Annotated in this window: 23 protein-coding genes and 1 pseudogene; 10 read left to right on the top strand and 14 right to left on the bottom strand. The window is 59.5% G+C overall.

Annotated features, from left to right (window positions below):
* Nucleotides 1-73: 73 nt before the first annotated feature.
* The 5 genes and pseudogenes from ACR809_RS09830 to ACR809_RS09810 all read right to left on the bottom strand — a co-directional run.
* Complete coding sequence (locus tag ACR809_RS09830) at nt 74-817, bottom strand: proteasome-type protease (protein WP_015958643.1); 744 nt, start codon at nt 815-817, stop codon at nt 74-76.
* Nucleotides 818-833: 16 nt separating this feature from the next.
* Complete coding sequence (locus ACR809_RS09825) at nt 834-1649, bottom strand: transglutaminase family protein (RefSeq protein WP_002910832.1); 816 nt, start codon at nt 1647-1649, stop codon at nt 834-836.
* Nucleotides 1646-2575, bottom strand: coding sequence for an alpha-E domain-containing protein (locus ACR809_RS09820; protein ID WP_002910835.1), 930 nt, complete (start codon nt 2573-2575; stop codon nt 1646-1648). The genes ACR809_RS09825 and ACR809_RS09820 overlap by 4 nt, the downstream gene beginning before the upstream one ends.
* Complete coding sequence (locus ACR809_RS09815; RefSeq protein WP_019725309.1) at nt 2569-4008, bottom strand: circularly permuted type 2 ATP-grasp protein; 1440 nt, start codon at nt 4006-4008, stop codon at nt 2569-2571. Before ACR809_RS09815 ends, ACR809_RS09820 begins: the two co-directional genes overlap by 7 nt.
* Before the next feature lie 71 nt (nt 4009-4079).
* Nucleotides 4080-4208 (bottom strand): annotated as a pseudogene (locus ACR809_RS09810) (biopolymer transporter TonB); the annotation flags it as partial.
* A 184-nt stretch (nt 4209-4392) separates the two neighbouring features.
* On the opposite strand from ACR809_RS09810, the gene ACR809_RS09805 reads away from it, so the two are divergent.
* Nucleotides 4393-6138: an alpha,alpha-trehalase gene (locus ACR809_RS09805; protein ID WP_122051208.1), complete on the top strand. Its 1746-nt coding sequence runs from the start codon at nt 4393-4395 to the stop codon at nt 6136-6138.
* 251 nt (nt 6139-6389) lie between these two features.
* Entirely contained in the window at nt 6390-8510 is a 2121-nt protein-coding gene (locus ACR809_RS09800) for a TonB-dependent siderophore receptor (RefSeq protein WP_122051207.1), read from the top strand.
* Nucleotides 8511-8551: 41 nt separating this feature from the next.
* On the opposite strand, the gene emtA is transcribed toward ACR809_RS09800, so the two are convergent.
* Nucleotides 8552-9163, bottom strand: a complete 612-nt coding sequence (gene emtA / locus ACR809_RS09795; RefSeq protein WP_002910846.1) for a membrane-bound lytic murein transglycosylase EmtA — start codon at nt 9161-9163, stop codon at nt 8552-8554.
* Nucleotides 9164-9338: 175 nt separating this feature from the next.
* Here emtA and ldcA point away from each other — a divergent pair, with 175 nt between their 5' ends.
* Nucleotides 9339-10253 (top strand): muramoyltetrapeptide carboxypeptidase, encoded by a 915-nt coding sequence (gene ldcA / locus ACR809_RS09790; RefSeq protein ID WP_002910883.1) that lies wholly within the window; start codon nt 9339-9341, stop codon nt 10251-10253.
* A 92-nt stretch (nt 10254-10345) separates the two neighbouring features.
* Entirely contained in the window at nt 10346-12079 is a 1734-nt protein-coding gene (locus ACR809_RS09785; protein WP_002910885.1) for a potassium/proton antiporter, read from the top strand.
* A gap of 16 nt (nt 12080-12095) precedes the next feature.
* On the opposite strand, the gene dadX is transcribed toward ACR809_RS09785, so the two are convergent.
* The 3 genes from dadX to ACR809_RS09770 all read right to left on the bottom strand — a co-directional run bounded on the left by dadX (nt 12096) and on the right by ACR809_RS09770 (nt 14719).
* A complete protein-coding gene (dadX, locus tag ACR809_RS09780) occupies nt 12096-13166 on the bottom strand; it encodes a catabolic alanine racemase DadX (RefSeq protein WP_002910887.1) in 1071 nt (356 codons plus the stop codon).
* Between the two features lie 9 nt (nt 13167-13175).
* Complete coding sequence (locus ACR809_RS09775) at nt 13176-14474, bottom strand: D-amino acid dehydrogenase (protein ID WP_032417301.1); 1299 nt, start codon at nt 14472-14474, stop codon at nt 13176-13178.
* A 98-nt stretch (nt 14475-14572) separates the two neighbouring features.
* Nucleotides 14573-14719, bottom strand: a complete 147-nt coding sequence (locus ACR809_RS09770; RefSeq protein WP_004145506.1) for a hypothetical protein — start codon at nt 14717-14719, stop codon at nt 14573-14575.
* 76 nt (nt 14720-14795) lie between these two features.
* Here ACR809_RS09770 and ACR809_RS09765 point away from each other — a divergent pair, with 76 nt between their 5' ends.
* Nucleotides 14796-16328, top strand: coding sequence for a SpoVR family protein (locus ACR809_RS09765; protein WP_002910889.1), 1533 nt, complete (start codon nt 14796-14798; stop codon nt 16326-16328).
* Nucleotides 16329-16402: 74 nt separating this feature from the next.
* Here the strand turns inward: ACR809_RS09765 and fadR are convergent, their stop codons facing one another.
* A complete protein-coding gene (gene fadR / locus ACR809_RS09760; protein WP_002910890.1) occupies nt 16403-17122 on the bottom strand; it encodes a fatty acid metabolism transcriptional regulator FadR in 720 nt (239 codons plus the stop codon).
* An 80-nt stretch (nt 17123-17202) separates the two neighbouring features.
* Nucleotides 17203-17334, bottom strand: coding sequence for a hypothetical protein (locus tag ACR809_RS09755; protein WP_004163532.1), 132 nt, complete (start codon nt 17332-17334; stop codon nt 17203-17205).
* Between the two features lie 36 nt (nt 17335-17370).
* On the opposite strand from ACR809_RS09755, the gene nhaB reads away from it, so the two are divergent.
* The 3 genes from nhaB (at nt 17371) to ACR809_RS09740 (ending at nt 20075) form a co-directional block, all read left to right on the top strand.
* The gene (gene nhaB, locus ACR809_RS09750) at nt 17371-18921 is read left to right on the top strand and encodes a sodium/proton antiporter NhaB (RefSeq protein ID WP_004180420.1); all 1551 of its coding nucleotides are present in this window, start codon (nt 17371-17373) and stop codon (nt 18919-18921) included.
* Nucleotides 18922-19049: 128 nt separating this feature from the next.
* The gene (dsbB, locus tag ACR809_RS09745; protein WP_002910894.1) at nt 19050-19580 is read left to right on the top strand and encodes a disulfide bond formation protein DsbB; all 531 of its coding nucleotides are present in this window, start codon (nt 19050-19052) and stop codon (nt 19578-19580) included.
* Nucleotides 19581-19730: 150 nt separating this feature from the next.
* Nucleotides 19731-20075, top strand: a complete 345-nt coding sequence (locus ACR809_RS09740; protein WP_002910895.1) for a DUF1971 domain-containing protein — start codon at nt 19731-19733, stop codon at nt 20073-20075.
* 6 nt (nt 20076-20081) lie between these two features.
* On the opposite strand, the gene ACR809_RS09735 is transcribed toward ACR809_RS09740, so the two are convergent.
* The 3 genes from ACR809_RS09735 to ACR809_RS09725 all read right to left on the bottom strand — a co-directional run bounded on the left by ACR809_RS09735 (nt 20082) and on the right by ACR809_RS09725 (nt 21580).
* Nucleotides 20082-20528, bottom strand: a complete 447-nt coding sequence (locus ACR809_RS09735) for a YcgN family cysteine cluster protein (protein ID WP_002910896.1) — start codon at nt 20526-20528, stop codon at nt 20082-20084.
* Nucleotides 20529-20622: 94 nt separating this feature from the next.
* A complete protein-coding gene (locus ACR809_RS09730; protein ID WP_004189297.1) occupies nt 20623-21282 on the bottom strand; it encodes a fumarylacetoacetate hydrolase family protein in 660 nt (219 codons plus the stop codon).
* 16 nt (nt 21283-21298) lie between these two features.
* The gene (locus tag ACR809_RS09725) at nt 21299-21580 is read right to left on the bottom strand and encodes a YcgL domain-containing protein (RefSeq protein WP_002910898.1); all 282 of its coding nucleotides are present in this window, start codon (nt 21578-21580) and stop codon (nt 21299-21301) included.
* A 126-nt stretch (nt 21581-21706) separates the two neighbouring features.
* On the opposite strand from ACR809_RS09725, the gene minC reads away from it, so the two are divergent.
* On the top strand, nt 21707-22405 hold the full coding sequence (gene minC / locus ACR809_RS09720; protein ID WP_002910899.1) for a septum site-determining protein MinC: 699 nt from the start codon (nt 21707-21709) through the stop codon (nt 22403-22405).
* Nucleotides 22406-22428: 23 nt separating this feature from the next.
* On the top strand, nt 22429-23241 hold the full coding sequence (minD, locus tag ACR809_RS09715; RefSeq protein ID WP_002910900.1) for a septum site-determining protein MinD: 813 nt from the start codon (nt 22429-22431) through the stop codon (nt 23239-23241).
* Nucleotides 23242-23244: the final 3 nt, after the last annotated feature.

Here is a 23244-nt window from a genome sequence, read left to right as displayed (position 1 = left end):
GGTCGAGGATACTTAAGGACTCCAGCGCCTTACCCGCCTTCGCGCCGACGATACCGGCGGAGCGTCACAGCGACTACTCCTCTTCCCGCTCCGCTGGCGTCCAGGTCGGCAGAGTCTGGAAGGTGTGCAACAGCCCTTCGGACCACGCCTTGCGAATGCGGTTGAAGTAGGGATCGCTGTCGGTAATGCGATGCTGCCCGGCGCTGAAGCTGCCGCTGCGGTAGAGCAGCGTATCCAGCGGCAGGCCGACGGACAGATTACTGCGCAGCGTCGAGTCAATGGAGATCAACGCGCAGCACATCGCCTGCTCCAGCGGCGTGTCGATGGTCAGCACCCGATCGATGATCGGTTTGCCGTATTTGCTTTCGCCAATCTGGAAATAAGGCGTGTCGCGGGTGGCTTCAATAAAGTTGCCCTCCGGATAAATATGGAACAGACGATGGGTTTCGCCGGCGATCTGGCCGCCAAGCAGCAGGTTGCAGTTGAAGTTGGTGTTACTGCAGGTCTGCTGGTTGCTGCTGTCGCGCTGGATCACCTCCAGCAGCGTTTTACCGATCAGCATCGCGGCGTCGTAGAGGGAAGTGACCTGCATCAGATTCGGCTCCTGCTGGGTACGGATGCGCGCGCTGAGCAGGCTTATCACGCTCTGGGTGGTGGCCAGATTGCCGGCGGATTGCAGCACCAGCACCCGTTCCCCCTCCTGATGGAAAACGTGCAGCTTTTTAAAAGTGGCAATATGGTCGACGCCCGCATTGGTGCGGGAGTCGGAAGCAAACACCAGTCCATCCGCCAGGCACATGGCCACACAGTAGGTCATTGCGGTTATTCCCGTATTATTGCTGCTGCGCCTGCTGGCTGTGTTCGCGCACTTCAGCGTTAGTTAACATAATCTCCCCGCCGCCGCCCAGCCGGGTGCCCCGTACCGGGCAGGCATCGAGATAATCCAGCCCGGTCGCCAGCCGTAAATGCTGATTCAGGCGACGGGTATTATTGGTGATATCAAACGACAGCCAGCGGCCGTCGAGCCAGACTTCCGCCCAGGCATGCATCGCCACATGCTGGGCGTTATCGCTGTAGACATAGCCGCTGACGTAGCGCGCCGGGATCTCCAGCGCGCGGCAGCAGGCGAGAAAAACATGGGTATGATCCTGGCACACCCCCTTCGCGCGGGCGAAGGCGTCGGCGGCGGAGTCCTGCACCTGGGTCGCGCCGGGGGAGTATGGCATTCTTAACAGCAGATCCGCCATCAGTTGATTCAGACTCTCTTCCGCCGCATCGGGACGATAGAGGCGCTGGGCAAACTCACGGATCGCCGTATCGGCGCGGGTTAGCGGCGTACAGCGCAGAAAAACCAGCGGCGACAGCAGCTCGGCCTCTTCATCACGCGTCTCCTCCCCTTCGTCGGCGATATCGACAATCCCGCTGGCGCGGATGGTGATCTCCTTGTGCGGGTTATCCAGCGTCAGCACATGCAGCACATTGCCCCAGCCGTCGGTAGTGGTCACCGCCGCGCCGTCCGGCAGGGTCAGCGTCCAGGCGGTGATCGTCTGCCGGGCGGTACTGCGCGGCGTCAGGCGCAGATACTGGGTGGAAAACTTCACTTCTTCATCGTAGCCATAGCGGGTGAGATGATCGATGACCAGTTTCATAAGGCCTCCAGGTAGGTTTGTCTGATGCTGTCGGACAGCGCGTTAATTCTCGCCAGCAGCCCGTTAAGGGTGGTCTGCAGGTCCGCCTGCGCCAGGTCGTCACGGGTGCTGAAGCGCAGGTCAACGTTGAGCTGATGGGCGAGGCGCAACGGTTGATAGGAGCGATCGTTGGCGATCTTCTCCAGCTCGCCCACCAGGTCGGCAATGCTGGCGCGCAGCGAACGCGGAATATCGTTGCGCAGGATCAGCAGCTCCATCACCGTTTCGCGACTGACCGGCTGGCGATAGAGGCTGTTGTAAGCTTCGCGGGCGCTGACCGCATTGAGCAGGGTATCCAGCCGGTAGTATTCCCGCACCGGGTCCGGGTCGTTGGTCAGCTGTTGATCCTTAATCAGCAGCAGCTGGGTGGTGGCGAAGGCGCGCTCAATCAGGGTGCCGATACCGATAAAACTCAGGGCGTCGTTGCGCAGCAGCGTGCCGATCACTGCCCCGCGAAACAGATGCACCCGCTCTTTCACCCACTCAAAAAAGCCGTCGCTCCCCAGCTCGCCCAGCCCCTGCTGGCGGAGGGTCCGCAGTTCAATGCGGGTGGCATTGATGCTCTCCCACACTTCGGCCGACAGACTGCCGCGCACCGCGTGCGCGTTGTTCCACGCCATCTCCACGCAGCTGTAAATACTGCAGGGGTTGTTGCCATCAAGGGCAAAAAAGTTGAGCAGATTGCTCATGGTAAAGCGGGCATGGCGCGCCTGAAACAACTCGTGGGTCATCGACAAATTCAGCGGTAGCGCCAGATCCCGCGACTGCTGGCTGTGGCGGGGGATCATTGATAATTTCCAGGTCACGTCCAGCACCCGGGCGTAGCTCTCCGCCCGCTCGAGATAGCGGGCCATCCAGAACAGTTCACTCGCCGTACGACTTAGCATGATGCGTCATCCTCCATCACCCAGGTATCCTTGGTTCCGCCGCCCTGCGACGAGTTGACCACCAGCGACCCTTCGGTGAGGGCCACGCGGGTCAGGCCGCCGGGCACCAGCCGCATCTCCTGCCCGGACAGCACGTAGGGCCGTAAATCGATATGCCGCGGCGACAGACCTTCCTCAACGAAGGTGGGGCAGGTCGACAGCGCAAGGGTGTCCTGGGCGATATAGTTGGCCGGATTGGCCAGCAGGCGCTGGCGGAAGGCCTCCCGCTCCTCTTTAGTCGAACGCGGGCCAACCAGCATGCCGTAGCCCCCGGCGCCATGGACCTCCTTGACCACCATCAGCTCGAGATTGCTCAGCACGTAGCGCAGGTCCTCCGCTTTCCGGCACTGCCAGGTGGGGATATTGCTGAGGATCGGCTGTTCGCCGAGGTAAAAGCGGATCATCTCCGGGACGTACGGATAGATCGATTTGTCGTCAGCCACCCCGGTGCCGATGGCGTTGGCCAGCACTACGCCGCCGGCGCGATAGACGGACAGCAGCCCCGGGACGCCGAGCATCGAATCGGCGCGGAAGGCCAGCGGGTCGAGCCAGGCGTCGTCGATGCGGCGATAAATCACATCCACCCGCCGCGGCCCCTCGGTGGTGCGCATATACACCGCGCCGTTTTTAATAAACAGATCGGCGCTCTCCACCAGCTCGACCCCCATCTGCTGCGCCAGGAAGCTGTGCTCGAAGTAGGCGCTGTTGAAGCGACCCGGGGTCATCACCACGACGCAGGGATCATCCACCAGCGAGCTTTCGCGCAGGGTCTGCAGGAGGTAGCTCGGGTAGCGCTCCACCGGCGCAATGTGATGCTGCTCGAACATCTCCGGATAGAGGCGCATCATCATCTTACGGTTTTCGAGCATGTAGGAGACGCCGGACGGCGTGCGCAGATTATCCTCCAGCACGTAGTACTGACCGTCGTTATTGCGCACCATATCGACGCCGGTGATATGGGCATAGGTGTTGTTTGGCAGGTTGATGCCCTGCATGCACGGTTGATACTGCTCGTTGGCCAGCACCTGCTCGGCCGGGATCAGCCCCGCGCGCAGGATATTCTGCTCATGATAGATGTCATAGAGGAAGGCGTTCAGCGCTTTCACCCGCTGGCGTATGCCGCGGTCAATGCGCTGCCACTCCCCGGCAGGTATGATCCGCGGCACGCTGTCAAACGGGATCAGCCGCTCGGTCCCCTCATCCTCGCCGTAAACGTTAAAGGTGATGCCGATACGGTGAAAAAGCAGTTCCGCTTGCGCTTTTTTCTGCCGGATAGAGAATTGATCGGTGTTGCGAAACCATTGCCACCAGGCATTATAGTGCGGCCGCTGTGCACCCTGCGCGGTCAGCATCTCGTCATAATAATGCCCGTCAGGTAGCGTAATTTTAATCATGGCTATCCCCTCCGGTTGTACTCACTTTGTGGTAATCCCGCTAAGAGATAAGCATTAATTATGCCAGGTCCTCTGCCGCCGCGGCGTTGTGCAAATCGGTTCAGCCCCGCCGTCTGGTTGTGCAAAAAATCGCCAAAACAGCCGCCCGCGCCCGGCGGCGGCTGCACCGTCGTGAGGCAGGGCGACGTTTTTTGCGCCATCCTGGACGCCAGCGCCCTCAGCCAGGCGGCCCAGCCCGCGGCGGTCTCAGGAGACCAGGCAGGTAAATCCTCTGTTTTCGCGCAAAATGTTACCCCTGACACGCGCAGCGGCAGATATTCGTCTAAGGTTTTTGGATGGCCAAACGTCGTGGCCCGCAGTCGATAATGATAAGGAGAACTCCCCATGACGAGTACTGATGCACGTCGTCCCGCTGCTTTGTCCTGTTCCCTGCGCCTGGCGATCGGCGGCGCTCTGATCGCCCTGATGAGCCTGAACGCTCAGGCGGAAGACGGCAAAACCGCGCCGCCCCCCTCGCCGGATATTCTGCTGGGCCCGCTGTTTAATGATGTGCAAAGCGCGAAACTGTTTTCTGATCAGAAAACCTTCGCCGACGCTATCCCTAACAGCGATCCGCTGATGATCCTTGCCGATTACCGGATGCAAAAAAACCAGGCCAGCTTCGACCTGCGCCACTTCGTCGAACTGAACTTCACGCTGCCGAAAGAGAACGACACCTATGTGCCGCCCAAAGGGCAAACTCTGCGACAACATATCGATGGCCTGTGGCCGATCCTGACCCGCAGCACCGTCGAGGTGGAAAAATGGGACTCGCTGCTGCCGCTGCCTAAGCCCTACGTGGTGCCCGGAGGACGTTTCCGCGAAGTCTATTACTGGGACAGCTATTTCACCATGCTGGGTCTTGCCGAAAGCGGTCACTGGGATAAAGTCGAGGATATGGTCGCCAACTTCGCCGCAGAAATTGACGCCTGGGGCCATATCCCCAACGGCAACCGCACCTATTATCTCAGCCGTTCGCAGCCCCCCTTCTTCTCCTTTATGGTGAGCCTGCTGGCGACGCACGATGGCGACCAGGTGCTGAAAACCTACCAGCCGCAGCTGGAGAAAGAGTATCGCTACTGGATGGCCGGAGCGGACGCGCTGGCTCCCGGCAGCGCCGACAAACGGGCGGTGCGGATGGCGGACGGCGCGCTGCTCAACCGCTACTGGGACGATAACGACACTCCGCGTCCCGAGTCCTGGCTTGACGACGTCAAAACCGCCAAAAGCAACCCGAATCGTCCGGCAACCGAGATCTATCGCGACCTGCGCTCCGCCGCCGCCTCCGGCTGGGATTTCAGCTCCCGCTGGATGGACAATCCGCAGCAGCTCGCCACCATTCGCACCACCTCGATTGTCCCGGTCGATCTCAATGCCCTGATGTTCCATCTGGAGAAAACCCTCGCCCGCGCCAGCAAGGCATCCGGGGACAGCGCTGGCTCTACGCAGTACGATGCGCTGGCTAACGCCCGCCAGCAGGCCATCGAGAAATACCTGTGGAATGATAAAGAGGGATGGTACGCCGACTACGATCTGAAAAGCCACAAGGTGCGCAATCAGCTGACCGCGGCGGCGCTGTTCCCGCTGTACGTCAATGCCGCGTCACGCGAGCGGGCGACGAAAGTGGCCGCCGCCGCCGAGTCGCGCCTGCTTAAACCCGGCGGGCTGACCACCACCACCGTCAACAGCGGCCAGCAGTGGGACGCCCCCAACGGCTGGGCGCCGCTGCAGTGGGTGGCGGTCGAGGGGCTGCAAAACTATGGTCAGCAGAAGATCGCCATGGAGGTCACCTGGCGCTTCCTGACCAACGTGCAGCATACCTATGACAGTAAGCAAAAGCTGGTGGAGAAGTATGACGTGAGCTCGACCGGCACCGGCGGCGGCGGCGGGGAATATCCGCTGCAGGACGGCTTTGGCTGGACCAACGGCGTCACCCTGAAGATGTTGGATCTGATCTGCCCGCAGGAGAAACCCTGCGATGCGCTGCCCGCTACCCGTCCGGCGACAACCCCTTCACCGCAGGACAAACCTGTTGCGGCGCCCGCGGCTAACGACCCCGCCCCTGCGGAACCGCAAAAGACCGGCTCCTGACGCTTCCCCGCCCCCTACCAAAATCGGTAGGGGGAAGCGGTCTCCCTGGTCACTACCGTCCCGCGCAGACCCATTCTGCGGCTCGCGGGAAACACATCCCCACCCCCTCGCGTTGAACAGGTCACCTTTTCGCTTGATCGCACAAATACAAACAATAATAATTCGCATTACTTTTTAACGAATAATGACAGATTCGTTTTTCACGCGGCGGCGTACAGGAGTACCAGACCGCGTTGGTTCAGGATGATCTTATGAACGTGGCTATTTCTCGAAAACGCCCGGGGCTGCTGTATGCCCTTGCGGTCGCACTCCCCTTCACCGCGCAAGCCGAAGAGACGGTGGTGGTCACTGCCACCCCGCCGGCGTCCGCCAGCGCGCCGACGGAGGGCTACAGCGCCAGCACCTCGCTCGGGGCGACGAAAACCGACCAACCGTTAATCACTACCGCCCAGTCGGTGTCGGTGGTCACCCGCCAGCAGATGGCGGATCAGGGGGCGAATACCATCAGCCAGGCGCTGGAATATACCCCGGGGGTCTACTCCAGCTTCGGCGGCGGCGCCACCCGGTTCGACGCCATCTCCCTGCGCGGCTACCACGGCGGCGACGTCGATAACCTGTTCCTCGACGGCATGCGCCTGATGAGCGACGGCGGCAGCCATAACGTATTGCAAATCGACCCGTGGTTTATCGAACGCGTGGATGTGATCCGCGGCCCCTCCTCCGCGCTCTACGGGCAGAGCGTGCCGGGCGGCGTGGTCAACCTGACTTCCAAACGTCCGCAGTTCAGTCAGCAGGGCCACATCCGCCTGACTGGCGGCACGCAAAATACCAAAGGCGCGGCCTTCGATTACACCGACGCCATCAATGACCAGTGGGCATGGCGGCTGATCGGGATGACCCGCAGCAGCGACACGCAGTATGACCATACCCGCGAAGAGCGCTACGCGATTTCGCCTTCCCTGCTGTGGCAGCCGGACAGCGACACCTCGCTGCTGCTGCGCGCCTATCTGCAAAAAGATCCTTCCGGCGGCTACCACGGCTCTTTGCCGCTGGACGGCACCCGCTACGCGCACAATGGCCGTAAGCTCTCCCCCAGCACCAACGAAGGCGATCCGGGAGATGGCTATCAACGCCGCCAGCAGATCTACAGCTATGAGTTTGACCACCAGTTCACCGACGTCTGGTCGGTCTATTCCGCCGGGAGCTACACCCATACCAACGTCTCCCTCGATCAGGTCTACCAGGTCGGCTGGATAGATGACAGCGACATGCTGGCCCGCGGCTACAGCGGTTCGCGCGGTTCGCTGGACGGCTGGTCAAGCGATAACCGCCTGCGCGCCGATTTCAATACAGGCGACCTGGCGCACACCCTGATCCTCGGCGCCGAATATCATCGCTTCCGTAACGACCTGTGGACCGGCGCCGGCGGCGCGGCGCCCCTTAACCCGTTTAGCGGCTATACCGCGCAGACCGGACATACCGTTACCTACAGCGACGACAATAATCGCCGCTATTACCAGACCGGGCTGTATCTGCAGGATGAGACGGTCTGGAACCGCTGGCATGTGGATGTTTCCGCCCGCTACGACCGCATCGTTTCCCAGCAGGTCAGCGATACCCAGGGGACCTCAAACCGCCGTTCAGACGACCATATCAGCGGCCGCGCCTCGCTGTTGTACGCCCTGGACAACGGTCTGTCGCCCTACCTGAGCTACAGCCAGGCGATCACTCCGGCGATGCTGCCGGGCGCGGACGGCAAACCGTTGAAACCGACCACCGCCGAACAGGTTGAAGCCGGCCTGAAGTTCCAGCCGCCGGGCAGCAGCGATCTCTATAGCATCGCGATTTACGACCTGACGCAAAAGGATGTCGCCACTCGCGACCCGAACATCGCCACCGCCACCTATATTCCGGCGGGTAAGGTCCATTCCCAGGGCGTTGAGCTGGAAGCGCACCACCAGATCACCCCGCAGCTGAGTACTATCGCCTCGTATACCTGGAATCGTCTGCGTTTCCAGGACACCAAAGACGGGACCGACAATAACACGCCGCAGCTGACCCCGGATCAGATGGCCTCCTTCTGGGCGCGCTATCAGTTCCCGGCGGGGATCTCCGTTGGCGCCGGCGTCCGCTACATCGGTAAACAGTGGGCGGATGATGCCAACACCGCGCGGCTGCCGTCGGTCACGCTGATGGACGCCATGATGCGGGCCGACCTCGGCGTCTGGTCGCCAACGCTGAAAGGCGCATATGTGCAGGTTAACGCCAACAATATCGGCGACCGCGAGTATATTTCCGGCTGCTATGGCACCGGCAACTGTTACTGGGGAGCAGAGCGCAGCGTTATAGCCACCGTGGGCTACGATTTCTGAGGACGTGGCCTCCGGGAGACTACCGGAGGCCAAACGAGGGATTACATGGCGTCCAGCGCTTTCTGTAGTTTCCAGATATAGCGCGGCGCCTGCGGTGCCGGGTGTTTTTTCACCACATGTTCGAAGAACTCATCGGCGTCGAGATCGTTAATCTCCTCGATGGCGTCCTGGCGGTTCGAGGAGAAGGTACGCAGCAGCGCGCCAGCGCCGTTGGCATAGGAGACCACCACCGCATAGCGCATCACCTGCGGGTCTTTGATCCCCGCCAGCGGACCGTTCTCCAGAATGCTCAGATAGGCGGCCCCCATCGAGATATTACGTTCCGGGTTTTTCAGCTCACTGACCGACGGCTCGCCGCGCCACCCCATCCGCCGATAGACATCGCGTCCGGAGGTCGAGGGCTTGAGCTGCATCAGCCCGACAGCGCCGGATTTACTCACCACCGCAGGATTACCACCCGACTCGATGGCGATGATCGCCGTGATCAGCTGCGGATCCACGCCCCAGGCGGCGCCGGCTTTTTCACTGATCGGCATCCACTGCATCGCCCGCTTCACCGGGACCTCGGGGTTCCACGGCGGGTTAGTGTAATCATGTTTCGAACTACAACCGGCCAGAAAAACGACTAAAATAAGCAACCATCTCAATTTCACACATCTATCCTTATCTACCCAAACGCCATCATGCTACAGAACGACGGCCGCGGTACGTCTCCCGCCTGCCGACAACCTGAAGGATGACGGGTGCGGACTGAAGTTAGCCACCTGGAGATGACAATCGCCATTCCAGGCGGCATCATAACCCTTTCATTCATAGCAAGGAATTATCATGTCTCAGTTTTATCTGGTCGCGCCATCCGGGTATTGCATCAACCAGCAGGCGGCAGCCCGCGGCGTCGAGCGTCTGCAGCAGGCCGGACACGAGGTGGCCCACCAGCAGGTCATTCCCCGCCGGCAGCAGCGTTTCGCCGGGACTGAACATGAACGGCTGGCCGATATTAACCAGCTGGCCCAGTTGCCCGGCCGCAACCGGATCGTCCTCGCCGTGCGCGGCGGCTACGGCGCCAGTCGCCTGCTGCCGCATATCGACTGGCAGGGACTGGTTGCCCGCCAGCAGCGCGACCCGCTGCTGATTTGCGGCCACAGCGATTTCACCGCTATCCAGTCGGGCCTGCTGGCCATGGGCAACGTCATCACCTTCAGCGGGCCAATGCTCGCCGGCAACTTCGGCGCGGAGACACTCGACCCATTTACCGAGCACCATTTCTGGCAGGCGCTACGCCAGCCGGAATTCACCCTCGAATGGCCGGGCGAAGGGCCGAACTGCCGGGTGGAAGGCACCCTGTGGGGGGGAAATCTGGCGATGCTGACCTCGCTTATCGGCACGCCGTGGCTGCCGGCGATCCGCGACGGCATCCTGGTGGTGGAGGATATCAATGAGCACCCGTTCCGCGTCGAGCGCATGCTGCTTCAGCTGTTGCACAGCGGCGTGCTGGCGGCGCAGAAAGCGGTGATCTTCGGCAGCTTCACCGGCAGCGCGCCGAACGACTATGACGCGGGATACGATTTGCCGCAGGTCTTTGATTATCTGCGCCAGCAGCTATCCCTGCCGCTGATTAGCGGACTGGAGTTTGGCCACGAGCAGCGCACGGTGACCCTGCCGCTGGGCGCCCGCGCGCGCCTGGTGAATCAGGCGGCGGCCACCACCCTGACGATCGGCGGCCATCCGGTGCTGACAGAATAAATTTCCCGAACGCATAGGCGGATCCCCTGCGAATTGTTAAAATAGTGTCACTTTTAGCCATTTTTTCACGCCAGTCAGGGAGTACGTGAACATTGGACGCCGCTGCGGTCATTAGTCTGTTTATTCTGGGTTCTGTTTTAGTAACCTGCAGTATCTTATTGAGCTCCTTTTCTTCGCGCCTTGGCATCCCGATTCTGGTCATCTTTCTGGCCATCGGGATGCTGGCAGGCATTGACGGCATCGGCGGCATCCCCTTCGACAATTACCCCTTCGCCTATATGGTGAGTAACCTGGCGCTGGCGGTGATCCTACTGGACGGCGGGATGCGCACCCAGGCCAGCTCCTTTCGCGTCGCGCTGTGGCCCGCGCTGTCGCTGGCGACGGTTGGGGTGCTGATCACCTCGGCGCTGACCGGGATGATGGCGGCCTGGTTGTTCAAGCTGGATCTGATCGAAGGCCTGCTGATCGGCGCCATTGTCGGCTCCACCGACGCCGCGGCGGTCTTCTCGCTGCTCGGCGGCAAGGGGCTCAACGAGCGCGTCGGCTCGACGCTGGAGATAGAGTCAGGCAGTAACGACCCGATGGCGGTCTTCCTGACCATCACCCTGATCGAAATGATCCAGCAGCACCAAACCGGCCTCAGCTGGATGTTCGCCGTGCATATCATTCAGCAGTTCGGCCTCGGGATCGCCATCGGCCTCGGCGGCGGCTACCTGCTGCTGCAGATGATTAACCGCATCGTGCTGCCCGCCGGCCTCTATCCGCTGCTGGCGCTGAGCGGCGGGATCATGATTTTTGCCGTCACCACCTCCCTCGACGGCAGCGGTATCCTCGCCGTCTATCTCTGCGGCTTTCTGCTGGGCAACCGGCCGATCCGCAACCGGCACGGTATCCTGCAGAACTTCGACGGCCTGGCGTGGCTGGCGCAGATCGCCATGTTCCTGGTGCTGGGCCTGCTGGTGACGCCCTCCGACCTGCTGCCGATCGCCATCCCGGCGCTGCTGCTGTCGATGTGGATGATATTCATTGCCCGGCCCCTGTCGGTGTTTGCCGGCCTGCTGCCGTTTCGCGGCTTTAACCTGCGCGAACGGGTGTTTATCAGCTGGGTTGGCCTGCGCGGCGCGGTGCCCATTATTCTCGCGGTGTTCCCGATGATGGCCGGCCTGGACAACGCCCGCCTGTTCTTCAATGTCGCCTTCTTCGTGGTGCTGGTGTCGCTGCTGCTGCAGGGCACTTCGCTGTCGTGGGCGGCGAAAAAAGCCAAAGTGGTGGTGCCGCCCATCAGCTGGCCCATCTCCCGCGTCGGGCTGGATATTCACCCGGAAAACCCGTGGGAGCAGTTTGTCTACCAGCTGGGGGCCGATAAGTGGTGCATCGGCGCGGCGCTGCGCGACTTGCACATGCCACCGGAGACGCGGATTGCCGCGCTGTTTCGCAACAATGTCCTGCTGCACCCCACCGGCAGCACCCGCCTGCGGGAAGGCGATATCCTGTGCGTTATTGGTCGGGAGCACGACCTGCCGGCGCTCGGCAAAATGTTCAGCCAGTCGCCGCCGGTGGCGCTCGATCAGCGCTTTTTCGGCGACTTCATTCTTGATGCTGAGGCCCGCTTCGCCGATGTGGCGCAAATCTACGGTCTCGACGGCGGTGAGGAGTTCCGCGAGCATCAGCAGTCGCTCGGGGAAGTGGTGCAGCAGCTGCTGGGCGCCGCGCCGGTGGTGGGCGACCAGGTGGAGTTCGCCGGGATGGTGTGGACGGTAGCTGAAAAAGAGAACGATCACGTGCTGAAGGTTGGGGTGCGGGTCGCGGAAGACGAGGCGGAGTGATCCGCCCCGGAATAGGTTACAGGGTCACAACTGGCACCCGCGGCGCCAGGGCGCACATCAGCTCATAGCCGACGGTGCCGCTGCTGGCCGCCACGTCGTCGATTTTAATCTCTTTGCCCCACAGCTCGACCGGCGCGCCGATCCCGGCCTGCGGACAAGGCGTTAAATCGACCGCCAGCATATCCATCGATACGCGTCCAACGGTAGTGGTGCGTACGCCATCCACCAGCACCGGCGTGCCGCTCGGCGCCACCCGCGGATAGCCATCGGCATAGCCGCAGGCGACGATGCCGATCCGCTGCTCCTGGGTGGTGCGGTACAGGCCGCCATAGCCAATCGCCTCGCCGGGGCGCAGGTTCTGCACGCCGATGATTTCGCTGCGCAGCGTCATGACCGGCTTCAGCCCGGTGTTGGCGATGTCCTGCCACTGCCCGGAAGGCGACGCGCCATACAGCACGATGCCTGGACGAACCCAGTCAAAATGCGCTTCCGGATGCCAGAGGGTCGCCGCCGAGTTGGCCAGCGAGCGCGGGCAATCCAGCCCCTCCGCCGCCTGTTCGATACGGCGCATCGGCTCGACAATTCCCTGCGGGTTCTCCGCCTCCGCGAAGTGCGACATCAGCGTCATCTCGCCGACGTTGCTTATCGCCCGCAGCTGCTGCCAGACGGTGTGGACCCGCTCAGGCATAAAGCCCAACCGGTTCATGCCGCTGTTCACCTTGAGATAGATATCCAGCGGCGCGCGCAGCTTCGCCTGCTGCAGGGCCTTAATCTGCCAGTTGCTGTGGACGCTGGTGGTTAAACGATATTGATCCAGCACCGCCAGCTCATCGGCATGGAAGAAGCCCTCCAGCAGCAGGATCGGGCCTTTCCAGCCCTGCTCGCGCAGCAGGATCGCCTCTTCCAGGTTGAGCAAGGCGAAACCATCCGCCGCGCTTAACGCACTCCATACGCGCGCCACGCCGTGGCCGTAGGCGTTGGCCTTGACCACCGCCCACAGGCGCGACCCGGGGGCCGCGCGACGCACTATCTGTAAATTCTGCCGCAAGGCCAGCAGGTCGATGCTGGCCACTACCGGACGGGTCATGCAAGCTCCTTAGTTGTGTGCGCCGTGCAGGTGCTGCGGGCGCGCCGGGGTAAAACCGGGGCTGTAGCGGGCAACCGCCAGATCGTCGTAAGGGATCGCCGGCGTGCGGCCGGAGATCAGATCGCTGATAAGCTGCCCGGAGCCGCAGGCCATGGTCCAGCCAAGCGTGCCGTGGCCGGTGTTGAGCCACAGATTTTTATACGCTGTGCGGCCGACCACCGGCGTGCCGTCCGGCGTCATCGGCCGCAGGCCCGTCCAGAACGTCGCCTGCTCCACGTGGCCGCCGCGCGGGAACAGATCGCGCACCACCATCTCCAGGGTTTCGCGACGCGGCTGCAGCAGCGCTTTGTTAAAACCGACGATCTCCGCCATGCCGCCGACCCGAATGCGCTCATCGAAGCGGGTGATGGCGATTTTGTAAGTCTCATCAAGGATAGTTGAAACCGGCGCGCCGTCCTCCTGAGCGATCGGAATAGTCAATGAGTAGCCTTTCAGCGGGTAGACCGGTATATCCACCAGCCCTTTAAGCATCGCCGTCGAGTAGGAGCCGAAGGCCATCACATAGGCGTCGCCCTTAATAATCTCATCGCCGCATTTCACCCCGGCAATGCGATCGCCCTCGTGCAGCAGCGCATCCACTGCGGTGTTGAAGCGGAAGGTCACGCCGGCCTGTTCCGCCATTGCCGCCAGACGGGTGGTAAACAGCTGGCAGTCGCCGGTTTCATCATTTGGCAGGCGCAGGCCGCCGGTCAGTTTGTGGCTGACCTCCGCCAGCGCCGGCTCCACCTCCGCCAACCGCTTCGCTTCCAGCAGCTGATACGGCACGCCGGCGTCCTCCAGCACCGCGATGTCGCGGGTGGCATTTTCATACTGTTTGGCGGTACGGAACAGCTGCAGCGTCCCGCCCTGGCGCCCTTCATACTGAATGCCGGTGGTGTCGCGCAGCGCCTTCAGGCAGTCGCGGCTGTACTCCGCCAGGCGCACCATACGGCCTTTGTTCTCCATATAGTGGCGGGTGTCGCAGTTGCGCAGCATCTGCCACATCCACTTCAACTGGAACGAGGTGCCGTCAAGACCGATCGCCAGCGGCGCATGGCGCTGAAACATCCATTTGATCGCCTTCAGCGGCACCCCCGGCGCCGCCCAGGGCGCCGCATAGCCGGGAGAAATCTGCCCGGCGTTGGCCGCGCTGGTCTCCTCTGCCGGACCGGGCTGACGGTCGATGACCGTCACGTCATGACCCGCCTGACTCAAATACCACGCGCTGGCTACCCCAACCACCCCACTTCCCAGTATGACGACACGCATAGCGACTCCGTAACAGTTAAAGAACAATCATCTAATTACAAATTGATAACTCAGTTGAAAATATTATTCAACATACGCTTTATTTATGGTGACTTAACTCACAGCAAACCGCACCAGCCCTGCGCTGTGAGATTTACGATCTCATGCTGCGCTTTATTTTTACCCAGCATTAAATTCTGCAAACAAGGCAAAAAAACGGCTTTGAGATGGGGAAATCGCGAAGAAAAGCGATTGGCGTACAGCACAGTTTGCTGCACCGTGTTCTATGCTTGTTTAGAGGTTTTCCGTTCAGAGAAAACCAACAACAACGAGGGCGCGCTAATGGCTACGATTGACTCCATGAACAGGGACACCACCCGTTTAAGCGATGGACCCGACTGGACGTTCGAGTTACTGGAAACCTACCTGGCCGAAGTGGACCGGGTCGCCAAGCTCTATCGTCTTGACACCTACCCGCACCAGATCGAAGTCATTACTTCCGAGCAGATGATGGACGCCTACTCCAGCGTCGGCATGCCCATCAACTATCCGCACTGGTCGTTTGGCAAAAAATTTATTGAGACCGAGCAGGCCTATAAGCACGGTCAGCAGGGTCTGGCGTATGAGATAGTCATCAACTCCAACCCCTGTATCGCCTACCTGATGGAGGAAAACACCATCACCATGCAGGCGCTGGTGATGGCCCATGCCTGCTACGGGCATAACTCGTTTTTTAAAAATAACTATCTGTTTCGCAGCTGGACCGACGCCAGCTCGATCATCGACTATCTGATCTTTGCCCGTAAGTACATCACCGAGTGCGAAGAGCGCTATGGCGTCGACGAAGTAGAGAAACTGCTCGACTCCTGCCACGCGCTGATGAACTACGGCGTCGACCGCTATAAACGTCCGCAAAAAATCTCTCTGCAGGAGGAGAAAGCGCGGCAGAAAAGCCGGGAAGAGTATCTGCAAAGCCAGGTGAATATGCTGTGGCGCACCCTGCCGAAGCGCGAAGAGGAAAAAGCGATTGAATCGGCTCGTCGCTACCCTTCCGAACCGCAGGAGAACCTGCTGTACTTTATGGAGAAGAACGCCCCGCTGCTCGAACCGTGGCAGCGCGAGATCCTGCGCATCGTGCGTAAAGTCAGCCAGTATTTCTACCCGCAGAAACAGACCCAGGTGATGAACGAGGGGTGGGCCACCTTCTGGCACTACACCATCCTCAACCATCTCTACGATGAAGGGAAAGTGACTGAGCGCTTTATGCTGGAGTTTCTCCACAGCCATACCAACGTGGTGTTCCAGCCGCCGTACAACAGTCCGTGGTACAGCGGGATTAACCCCTACGCGCTGGGCTTCGCCATGTTCCAGGACATCAAGCGCATCTGTCAGTCGCCCACGGAAGAGGATAAGTACTGGTTCCCCGATATCGCCGGTTCTGACTGGCTGGAAACACTGCATTTCGCCATGCGCGACTTTAAGGATGAAAGCTTTATCAGTCAGTTCCTGTCGCCGAAGATCATGCGCGATTTCCGCTTCTTTACCGTGCTCGACGACGATCACAACAATTATCTGGAGATCTCGGCGATTCACAACGAAGAGGGTTATCGCGAGATCCGCAATAAGCTCTCCGCGCAGTATAACCTCAGCAATCTTGAGCCGAACATCCAGGTGTGGAACGTTGACCTGCGCGGCGACCGTTCGCTGACCTTGCGCTATGTGCCGCACAACCGCGTCCCGCTGGACAAAGGCCGGCGCGAAGTGCTGAAGCATGTGCATCGTCTGTGGGGGTTCGATGTGCTGCTGGAGCAGCAGAACGCCGACGGCAGCATTGAGCTGTTGGACCGCTGCCCGGCGCGGCCGAACGCGCTATAGCATTGCGGGGCGAGTAAAATAACAAAGGGGGCCATTGGCCCCCTTGTTCTGTATATCGATCGCGAAAAGCCCGCTTAACGCATATTCATGGCTAAATCACCGGGCAGCGATTTCTGCATCCGGTGCCAGATCTCGCCGCTGTCATGGCCGTAGCGACGAACCAGCTCGTAAACCTGGTCATGCAGACCGGCCTCACACACTTTCGCCAGCTGATGATAGAAACCGAGCGCCAGGCTGCGCGCTTCCGGGCTGGAGAAATAGTGGCGGCCGATGCGGGTATACAACCCCTTCATGCCGTTGAGGATCAGACCGTAGATCGGGTTGCCGGAGGCGAACGCCAGACCACGGAAAATATTATAATCAAGCTCGGCGAAGGCGTCGGCGTGATCCTCCACCTCCCGGGCGCTGTCCAGGACCGCCAGCGCTTTATCCGGATGCTGGCGAAACGCGGTGCGGATAAAAATCGTGGAAATGTTGGTGCGCACGGAGAGCAGATTATCAATCAACTGCGGCACGCTGTCGTGATCGAGGCGCGCCAGCGTTTCGAGGATATTCAGGCCGGAGGTTTCCCAAAAGTTATTCACTTTAGTGGGCTTACCATGCTGAATGGTCAGCCAGCCGTCACGGGCCAGACGCTGCAATACTTCGCGCAGGGTTGTGCGGGTGACACCGATCAGCTCAGAAAGCTCGCGTTCAGCGGGGAGAATCGATCCGGGAGGGAAGCGGTTATTCCAGATACTCTCAATGATGTACTCTTCCGCGAAACCCGCAGGGCTCTGCGCCTTAATGACCATAGTAAGATTTCCATTACACAGCGTTACAATTGCACTCATCATACCAGAGCCGCTATAGCGCAGATAGCATGGCAAGTGAATTAAAAAGGGATCGCCGTTTCATTTTCCGCTTTTACTTTGCGCTTTTCCTTATCTTCACAAACCGCCAGCGCGGCGCGAAGAAAGTTGCTTCTCATTTTGCTCAACTGGTACTCTTGCCAATCGTTATGCACAAAACCATGCACTCATTGACGGGGAAGGATTCTGTCGTGGAAATTTCTTATGGCCGCGCGCTGTGGCGCAATTTTCTTGGCCAGTCGCCGGACTGGTACAAGCTGGCATTAATCATTTTCTTAATCGTAAATCCGCTGGTGTTCGCCGTGGCGCCCTTTGTCGCCGGCTGGCTGCTGGTGGTCGAGTTTATCTTTACCCTTGCCATGGCGCTGAAGTGCTATCCGCTGCTGCCGGGTGGTCTGCTGGCTATCGAGGCGCTGCTGATCGGCATGACCAGCCCGGCGCACGTGCGGGAAGAGATCGCCGGCAATCTGGAAGTGCTGCTCCTGCTGATGTTCATGGTGGCGGGTATCTACTTTATGAAACAGCTTTTGCTGTTCGTGTTTACGCGCCTGCTGCTGGGGATCCGCAGCAAAATGCTGCTATCGCTGGCCTTCTGCCTGGCGGCCGCCTTCCTCTCGGCCTTTCTCGATGCGCTGACGGTGGTGGCGGTAGTGATCAGCGTCGCCGTCGGGTTCTACGGCATCTATCACCGCGTCGCCTCGGCGCGCCCGGACGATAGCGACCTGCTCGATGACAGCCATATCGAGCAGCACTACCGTGAGGTGCTGGAGCAGTTCCGCGGCTTTCTGCGCAGCCTGATGATGCACGCCGGCGTCGGGACCGCGCTCGGCGGCGTCATGACCATGGTCGGCGAGCCGCAAAACCTGATTATCGCCAAAGCCGCGGGCTGGCATTTTGGCGAGTTCTTTCTTCGCATGGCGCCCGTGACCCTGCCGGTGATGGTCTGCGGTCTGTTAACCTGTCTGCTGGTCGAAAAGTATCGCCTGTTTGGCTACGGCGAACCGCTACCGCCGACGGTGCGCAAGGTGCTGCAGGAGTTTGACGATCGCAGCCGCGCCCAGCGCAGTCGTCAGGAGCGACTGCGGCTGATTGCCCAGGCGCTCATTGGCGTTTGGCTGATCGTGGCCCTGGCTTTTCACCTGGCTGAGGTCGGCCTGATTGGCCTGTCGGTGATCATCCTCGCCACCACCTTTACCGGCGTTACCGATGAGCACGCCATTGGCAAGGCGTTCACCGAGGCGCTGCCCTTTACCGCGCTGCTGACGGTCTTCTTCTCCATCGTCGCGGTTATCATCGATCAGCAGCTGTTCACGCCGGTCATCGAATTTGTCCTGCAGGCCTCGCCGCACGCGCAGCTGTCGCTGTTTTATCTGTTCAACGGCCTGCTGTCGTCCATTTCGGATAACGTGTTTGTCGGCACGGTCTACATCAACGAAGCGAAAGCGGCGCTCGAACATGGCGCCATCAGCCTGCCCCAGTTTGAGATGCTGGCGGTAGCGATCAACACCGGCACCAACCTGCCCTCGGTGGCCACCCCGAACGGCCAGGCGGCGTTTCTCTTCCTGCTGACTTCCGCCCTGGCGCCGCTTATTAGGCTCTCCTATGGCCGTATGGTGTGGATGGCGCTGCCCTACACCATCGTACTGACGCTGGTCGGCCTGTTATGCGTCGAGTTCACCCTGATGCCAGTCACCGACTGGCTGCTGGCGCACGGCTGGCTGGTGACGCCCAGCCTGCCCTGAGTCAGTTTTTGCCCGGGTTCGCCCGGGCGCATCAATAACCCGTTACGGAATATTTTCCGCCGCGCCTCTGGCGTCGGTTCGGTTTTCGTTTACACTGCCATGATTTAGCATCTTCCAGGGAAATGATTATGTTGCAATATTTAAACCAGTGCTCAAGAGGACGCGGTGCCTGGCTCCTGATGGCGTTGACCGCTTTTATTCTCGAACTTGTCGCGCTGTGGTTCCAGCACGTGATGCTGCTGCAGCCGTGTGTCATGTGTATTTACGAACGCTGCGCGCTGTTCGGCATCATGGGCGCGGGACTGGTGGGCGCCATCGCCCCCAAAACGCCGCTGCGCTATGTCGCCATGGCAATCTGGTTGTACAGCGCGATACGCGGACTACAGCTGGCGTGGGAGCATACGATGATCCAGCTGCACCCTTCACCGTTCCAGACCTGCGATTTCGCCGCCCGCTTCCCAACCTGGCTGCCGCTGGATAAATGGCTGCCGCAGGTTTTCGTTGCGTCCGGAGACTGTTCAGTACGTCAGTGGCAGTTCCTGTCGCTGGAGATGCCGCAATGGCTGGTGGGGATTTTCGCCGCCTATCTGCTGGTCGCTATTCTGGTGATCGTTGCTCAGCCTTTCAAAGCGAAAAAACGCGATCTGTTTGGTCGTTAAGCCGCGGCGAGTACAGCCCACAATGAAACGCCCTGCGGGGCGTTTTTTTATGCCTCCTGCGCATCACTGAATCGTTTCATGTCTATGGTTGACCACAGCTGCCAAAAGGTGCATATTAAATACATCTTTTAAAACCCCACAGGAGCTCACATGTCATCTTTACTGATCCCCGCAGACTGGAAAGTTAAACGCTCCACCCCATTCTTTACCAAAGAGAATGTCCCTGCCGCCCTGCTGAGCCACCACAACACCGCGGCTGGCGTCTTCGGCCAGCTGTGCGTCATGGAGGGCACGGTCACCTATTACGGTTTTGCCAATGAACAGGCGACGGAGCCGGAGAAAAAAGTCGTGATTCATGCCGGGCAGTTTGCTACCAGTCCGCCGCAGTACTGGCACCGCGTCGAACTCAGTGACGACGCCCGCTTCAATATTCACTTCTGGGTGGCGGAAGAAACCGACGGTGAAAACGGGCTGTTCCACGCGAAGAAAGCGTGACGGCGCTTAGCGCGCCCTGTCAGGCAGATTAAGGATATGGTCCTGCCAGTCGACCACCGTGGACTCAGGCACCGCAATATGGCGAACGGAGATGCGTTCGCCGTGCATCGCCGCTTTTGAGCCAGTCAGCAGCGGGTGCCAGGCCGGCAGAGGCTTGCCTTCCGCCAGCAGGCGATAGGCACAGGTCGGCGGCAGCCATTCGAAGGTCGGCAGATTTTCGCGGGTAAGCTTGATGCAGTCCGGCTCATACTCAAAACGACGCGCGTAGTTACGACACTGGCAGGTTTTGATATTGAGCTGACGACAGGCGACGTTGGTGAAGTAGATCTCGTCAGTGTCTTCATCCATCAGCTTGTGCAGGCAGCACTGGCCGCAGCCGTCACACAGCGATTCCCACTCCGCGTCGCTCATGTCATCCAGTGTTTTTTGTTGCCAGAAAGGTTGTTCGCTCATCGGAGTGTCCGTCGTTGCCAGTTAAGGGTGCACCTTATAACCAGTCTGGCACGCCGATGCAAGTTTTGCCGCCCCAAAAGGCGGCAAATAGCGCTTACAGCACGCGGGTAGTGAGCGCCAGGCCGTTGAAGCCGACCTCCAGCTCGTCACCGCTGTGCAGCGGCCCCACGCCTTCCGGGGTGCCGGTGAGGATCACATCCCCGGCTTTGAGGGTAAAGAAGCGCGACATATAGGCGATCAGCGGCACAATCTTATGGATCATGTCGGCAGTGGTGCCCTGCTGGCGCACTTCGCCATTAATCTTCAGGCTTAACGACGTATTCTGCGGGTCGCCGTGGAACTCAGCGGCCGGGATAAAGCCGGAGATCGGACAGGCGTTATCGAAGCCTTTGGCCTTCTCCCAGGGTTGTCCCGCTTTTTTCATTTTCGCCTGCAGGTCGCGCAGCGTGAGATCCAGCGCGACGCCATAGCCGGCAATCCCTTTCAGCACATGCTCTTCCGTCGCCTGACGCAGCGTGCTGCCGATAAGCACCGCCAGCTCGACTTCGTGATGCACCGAGCCCAGCCCCTCAGGGAGCACCAACGGCTGACGAAGATCGCACAGCGCAGTCTCAGGTTTAATAAACAGCACCGGCTCTTCCGGCGTCGCACTGCCCATTTCCTTGATGTGTTTCGCATAATTACTGCCGACGCAAACCACTTTGCTTACTGGATAATCCAGAAGCGCACCCTGCCAGTTATGATGTTGGTACATTATTTTCCCTCGTGGGTTAATCGGATTGTTTCCCCTGTTCCGCCAGGTGTTTCTTTAGTAGATTTTCAGACGGCGGAGGCAGTTGCAGGTAATAGCCCTGTTCGCTTAACGCCTGTTTCACTTTTTCCAGATCGGCGTTAACCAGTTTTTTGCGCCCATCCAGCGGCAGCAGCATCGCCATTTGCGGCGTGCCAAAGCTGCGCATTAGCTCGTCAGGAACGCGCGAGAAATCGTCCTTTTTTTCGACGTATAAATAGGTTTGTTCACGTTTAGTACTTCGATAGATCACACAAAACATAGTTTTACTCGGAATTAGACCCGTGGTCACTTGCCTCAATATATGAGTGACTATAACATGCCTTTTAGTCTTCGGAATATCACCGCACTTCGGCGGTTGATAAACAGCAAATTGAGTAAGGCCAGGATGTCAAATACGCCAATCGAACTTAAAGGCAGTAGCTTCACGTTATCTGTCGTTCATTTGCACGATGCAAATCCCGAGGTTATTCGTCAGGCGTTAGAAGACAAAATCGCCCAGGCTCCCGCTTTTTTACGTCATGCTCCGGTGGTGGTGAATATCGCCAGCATCGAGGAGGAGGTGGAATGGCGCGCCATCAACGAGGCTATCGCCGCGACCGGTTTACGTATTATGGGCGTTAGCGGATGCAAAATTCCGCGCCTGAAAACCGAAATCGACCGCGCCGGCATCCCGTTATTAACCGAAGGGAAAGAAAAAGCCTCTCGTCCGGCACCGTCCGAACCCACCCCGCCGCCGCCAGTTGCTAGTCAGATCACAAAAACGCGTTTGATTGATCAGCCGGTACGTTCCGGTCAGCGCATTTATGCGCCACACTGTGATCTTATTGTTACAAATCATGTGAGTGCCGGTGCGGAACTTATCGCTGACGGAAATATCCATGTATATGGCATGATGCGAGGACGTGCGCTGGCAGGCGCCGGTGGCGACAGAGACGCCCAGATATTTTGTACCCACCTTGCGGCGGAGCTGGTCTCCATCGCCGGGGAATATTGGCTGAGCGATAACATCCCGGCCGAATTTTATGGCAAAGCGGCGCGCCTGCGTTTAGGTGAAAGCGCTTTGGCAATTCAACCGTTAAATTAATCCCTTTTTAACAAGGAATTTCTATGGCACGCATTATTGTTGTGACTTCGGGTAAAGGGGGCGTTGGCAAGACCACCTCCAGCGCGGCCATCGCTACAGGTTTGGCCCAGAAGGGAAAGAAAACCGTCGTTATCGACTTCGACATCGGCCTGCGTAACCTCGACCTGATTATGGGCTGCGAACGTCGCGTCGTTTATGATTTCGTCAACGTCATTCAGGGCGATGCCACACTGAACCAGGCGCTGATTAAAGATAAGCGCACGGAAAATCTCTACATTCTCCCGGCTTCCCAGACCCGGGATAAAGACGCTCTGACTCGCGAAGGCGTCGACAAGGTTCTCGAAGAACTGAAGAAAATGGAATTCGATTTCATCGTCTGTGATTCCCCGGCAGGCATTGAAACCGGTGCGCTGATGGCGCTTTACTTTGCTGATGAAGCCATCATCACCACTAACCCGGAAGTCTCCTCCGTTCGCGACTCCGACCGTATCCTTGGCATTCTCGCCTCTAAATCCCGCCGCGCGGAAAATGGCGAAGAGCCAATCAAAGAGCATCTGCTGCTGACCCGCTACAATCCAGGCCGCGTTAATAAAGGCGATATGCTGAGCATGGAAGACGTGCTGGAAATTCTGCGCATCAACCTGGTAGGCGTGATCCCGGAAGACCAGTCAGTCCTGCGCGCATCCAACCAGGGTGAGCCGGTGATCCTCGATGCCGCCTCGGACGCAGGCAAAGCCTATGCCGATACCGTTGAACGTCTGCTCGGAGAAGAACGCCCTTTCCGCTTCATTGAAGAAGAGAAGAAAGGATTCCTCAAACGCCTGTTCGGAGGATAAATT

It is taken from the genome of Klebsiella sp. CD33, assembly GCF_051992865.1.
GTDB classification, from domain to species: Bacteria; Pseudomonadota; Gammaproteobacteria; order Enterobacterales; family Enterobacteriaceae; genus Klebsiella; species Klebsiella pneumoniae.
The sequence above is the reverse complement of the archived record's forward strand: the minus strand, read 5'-3'. Positions and strand labels throughout refer to the sequence as shown.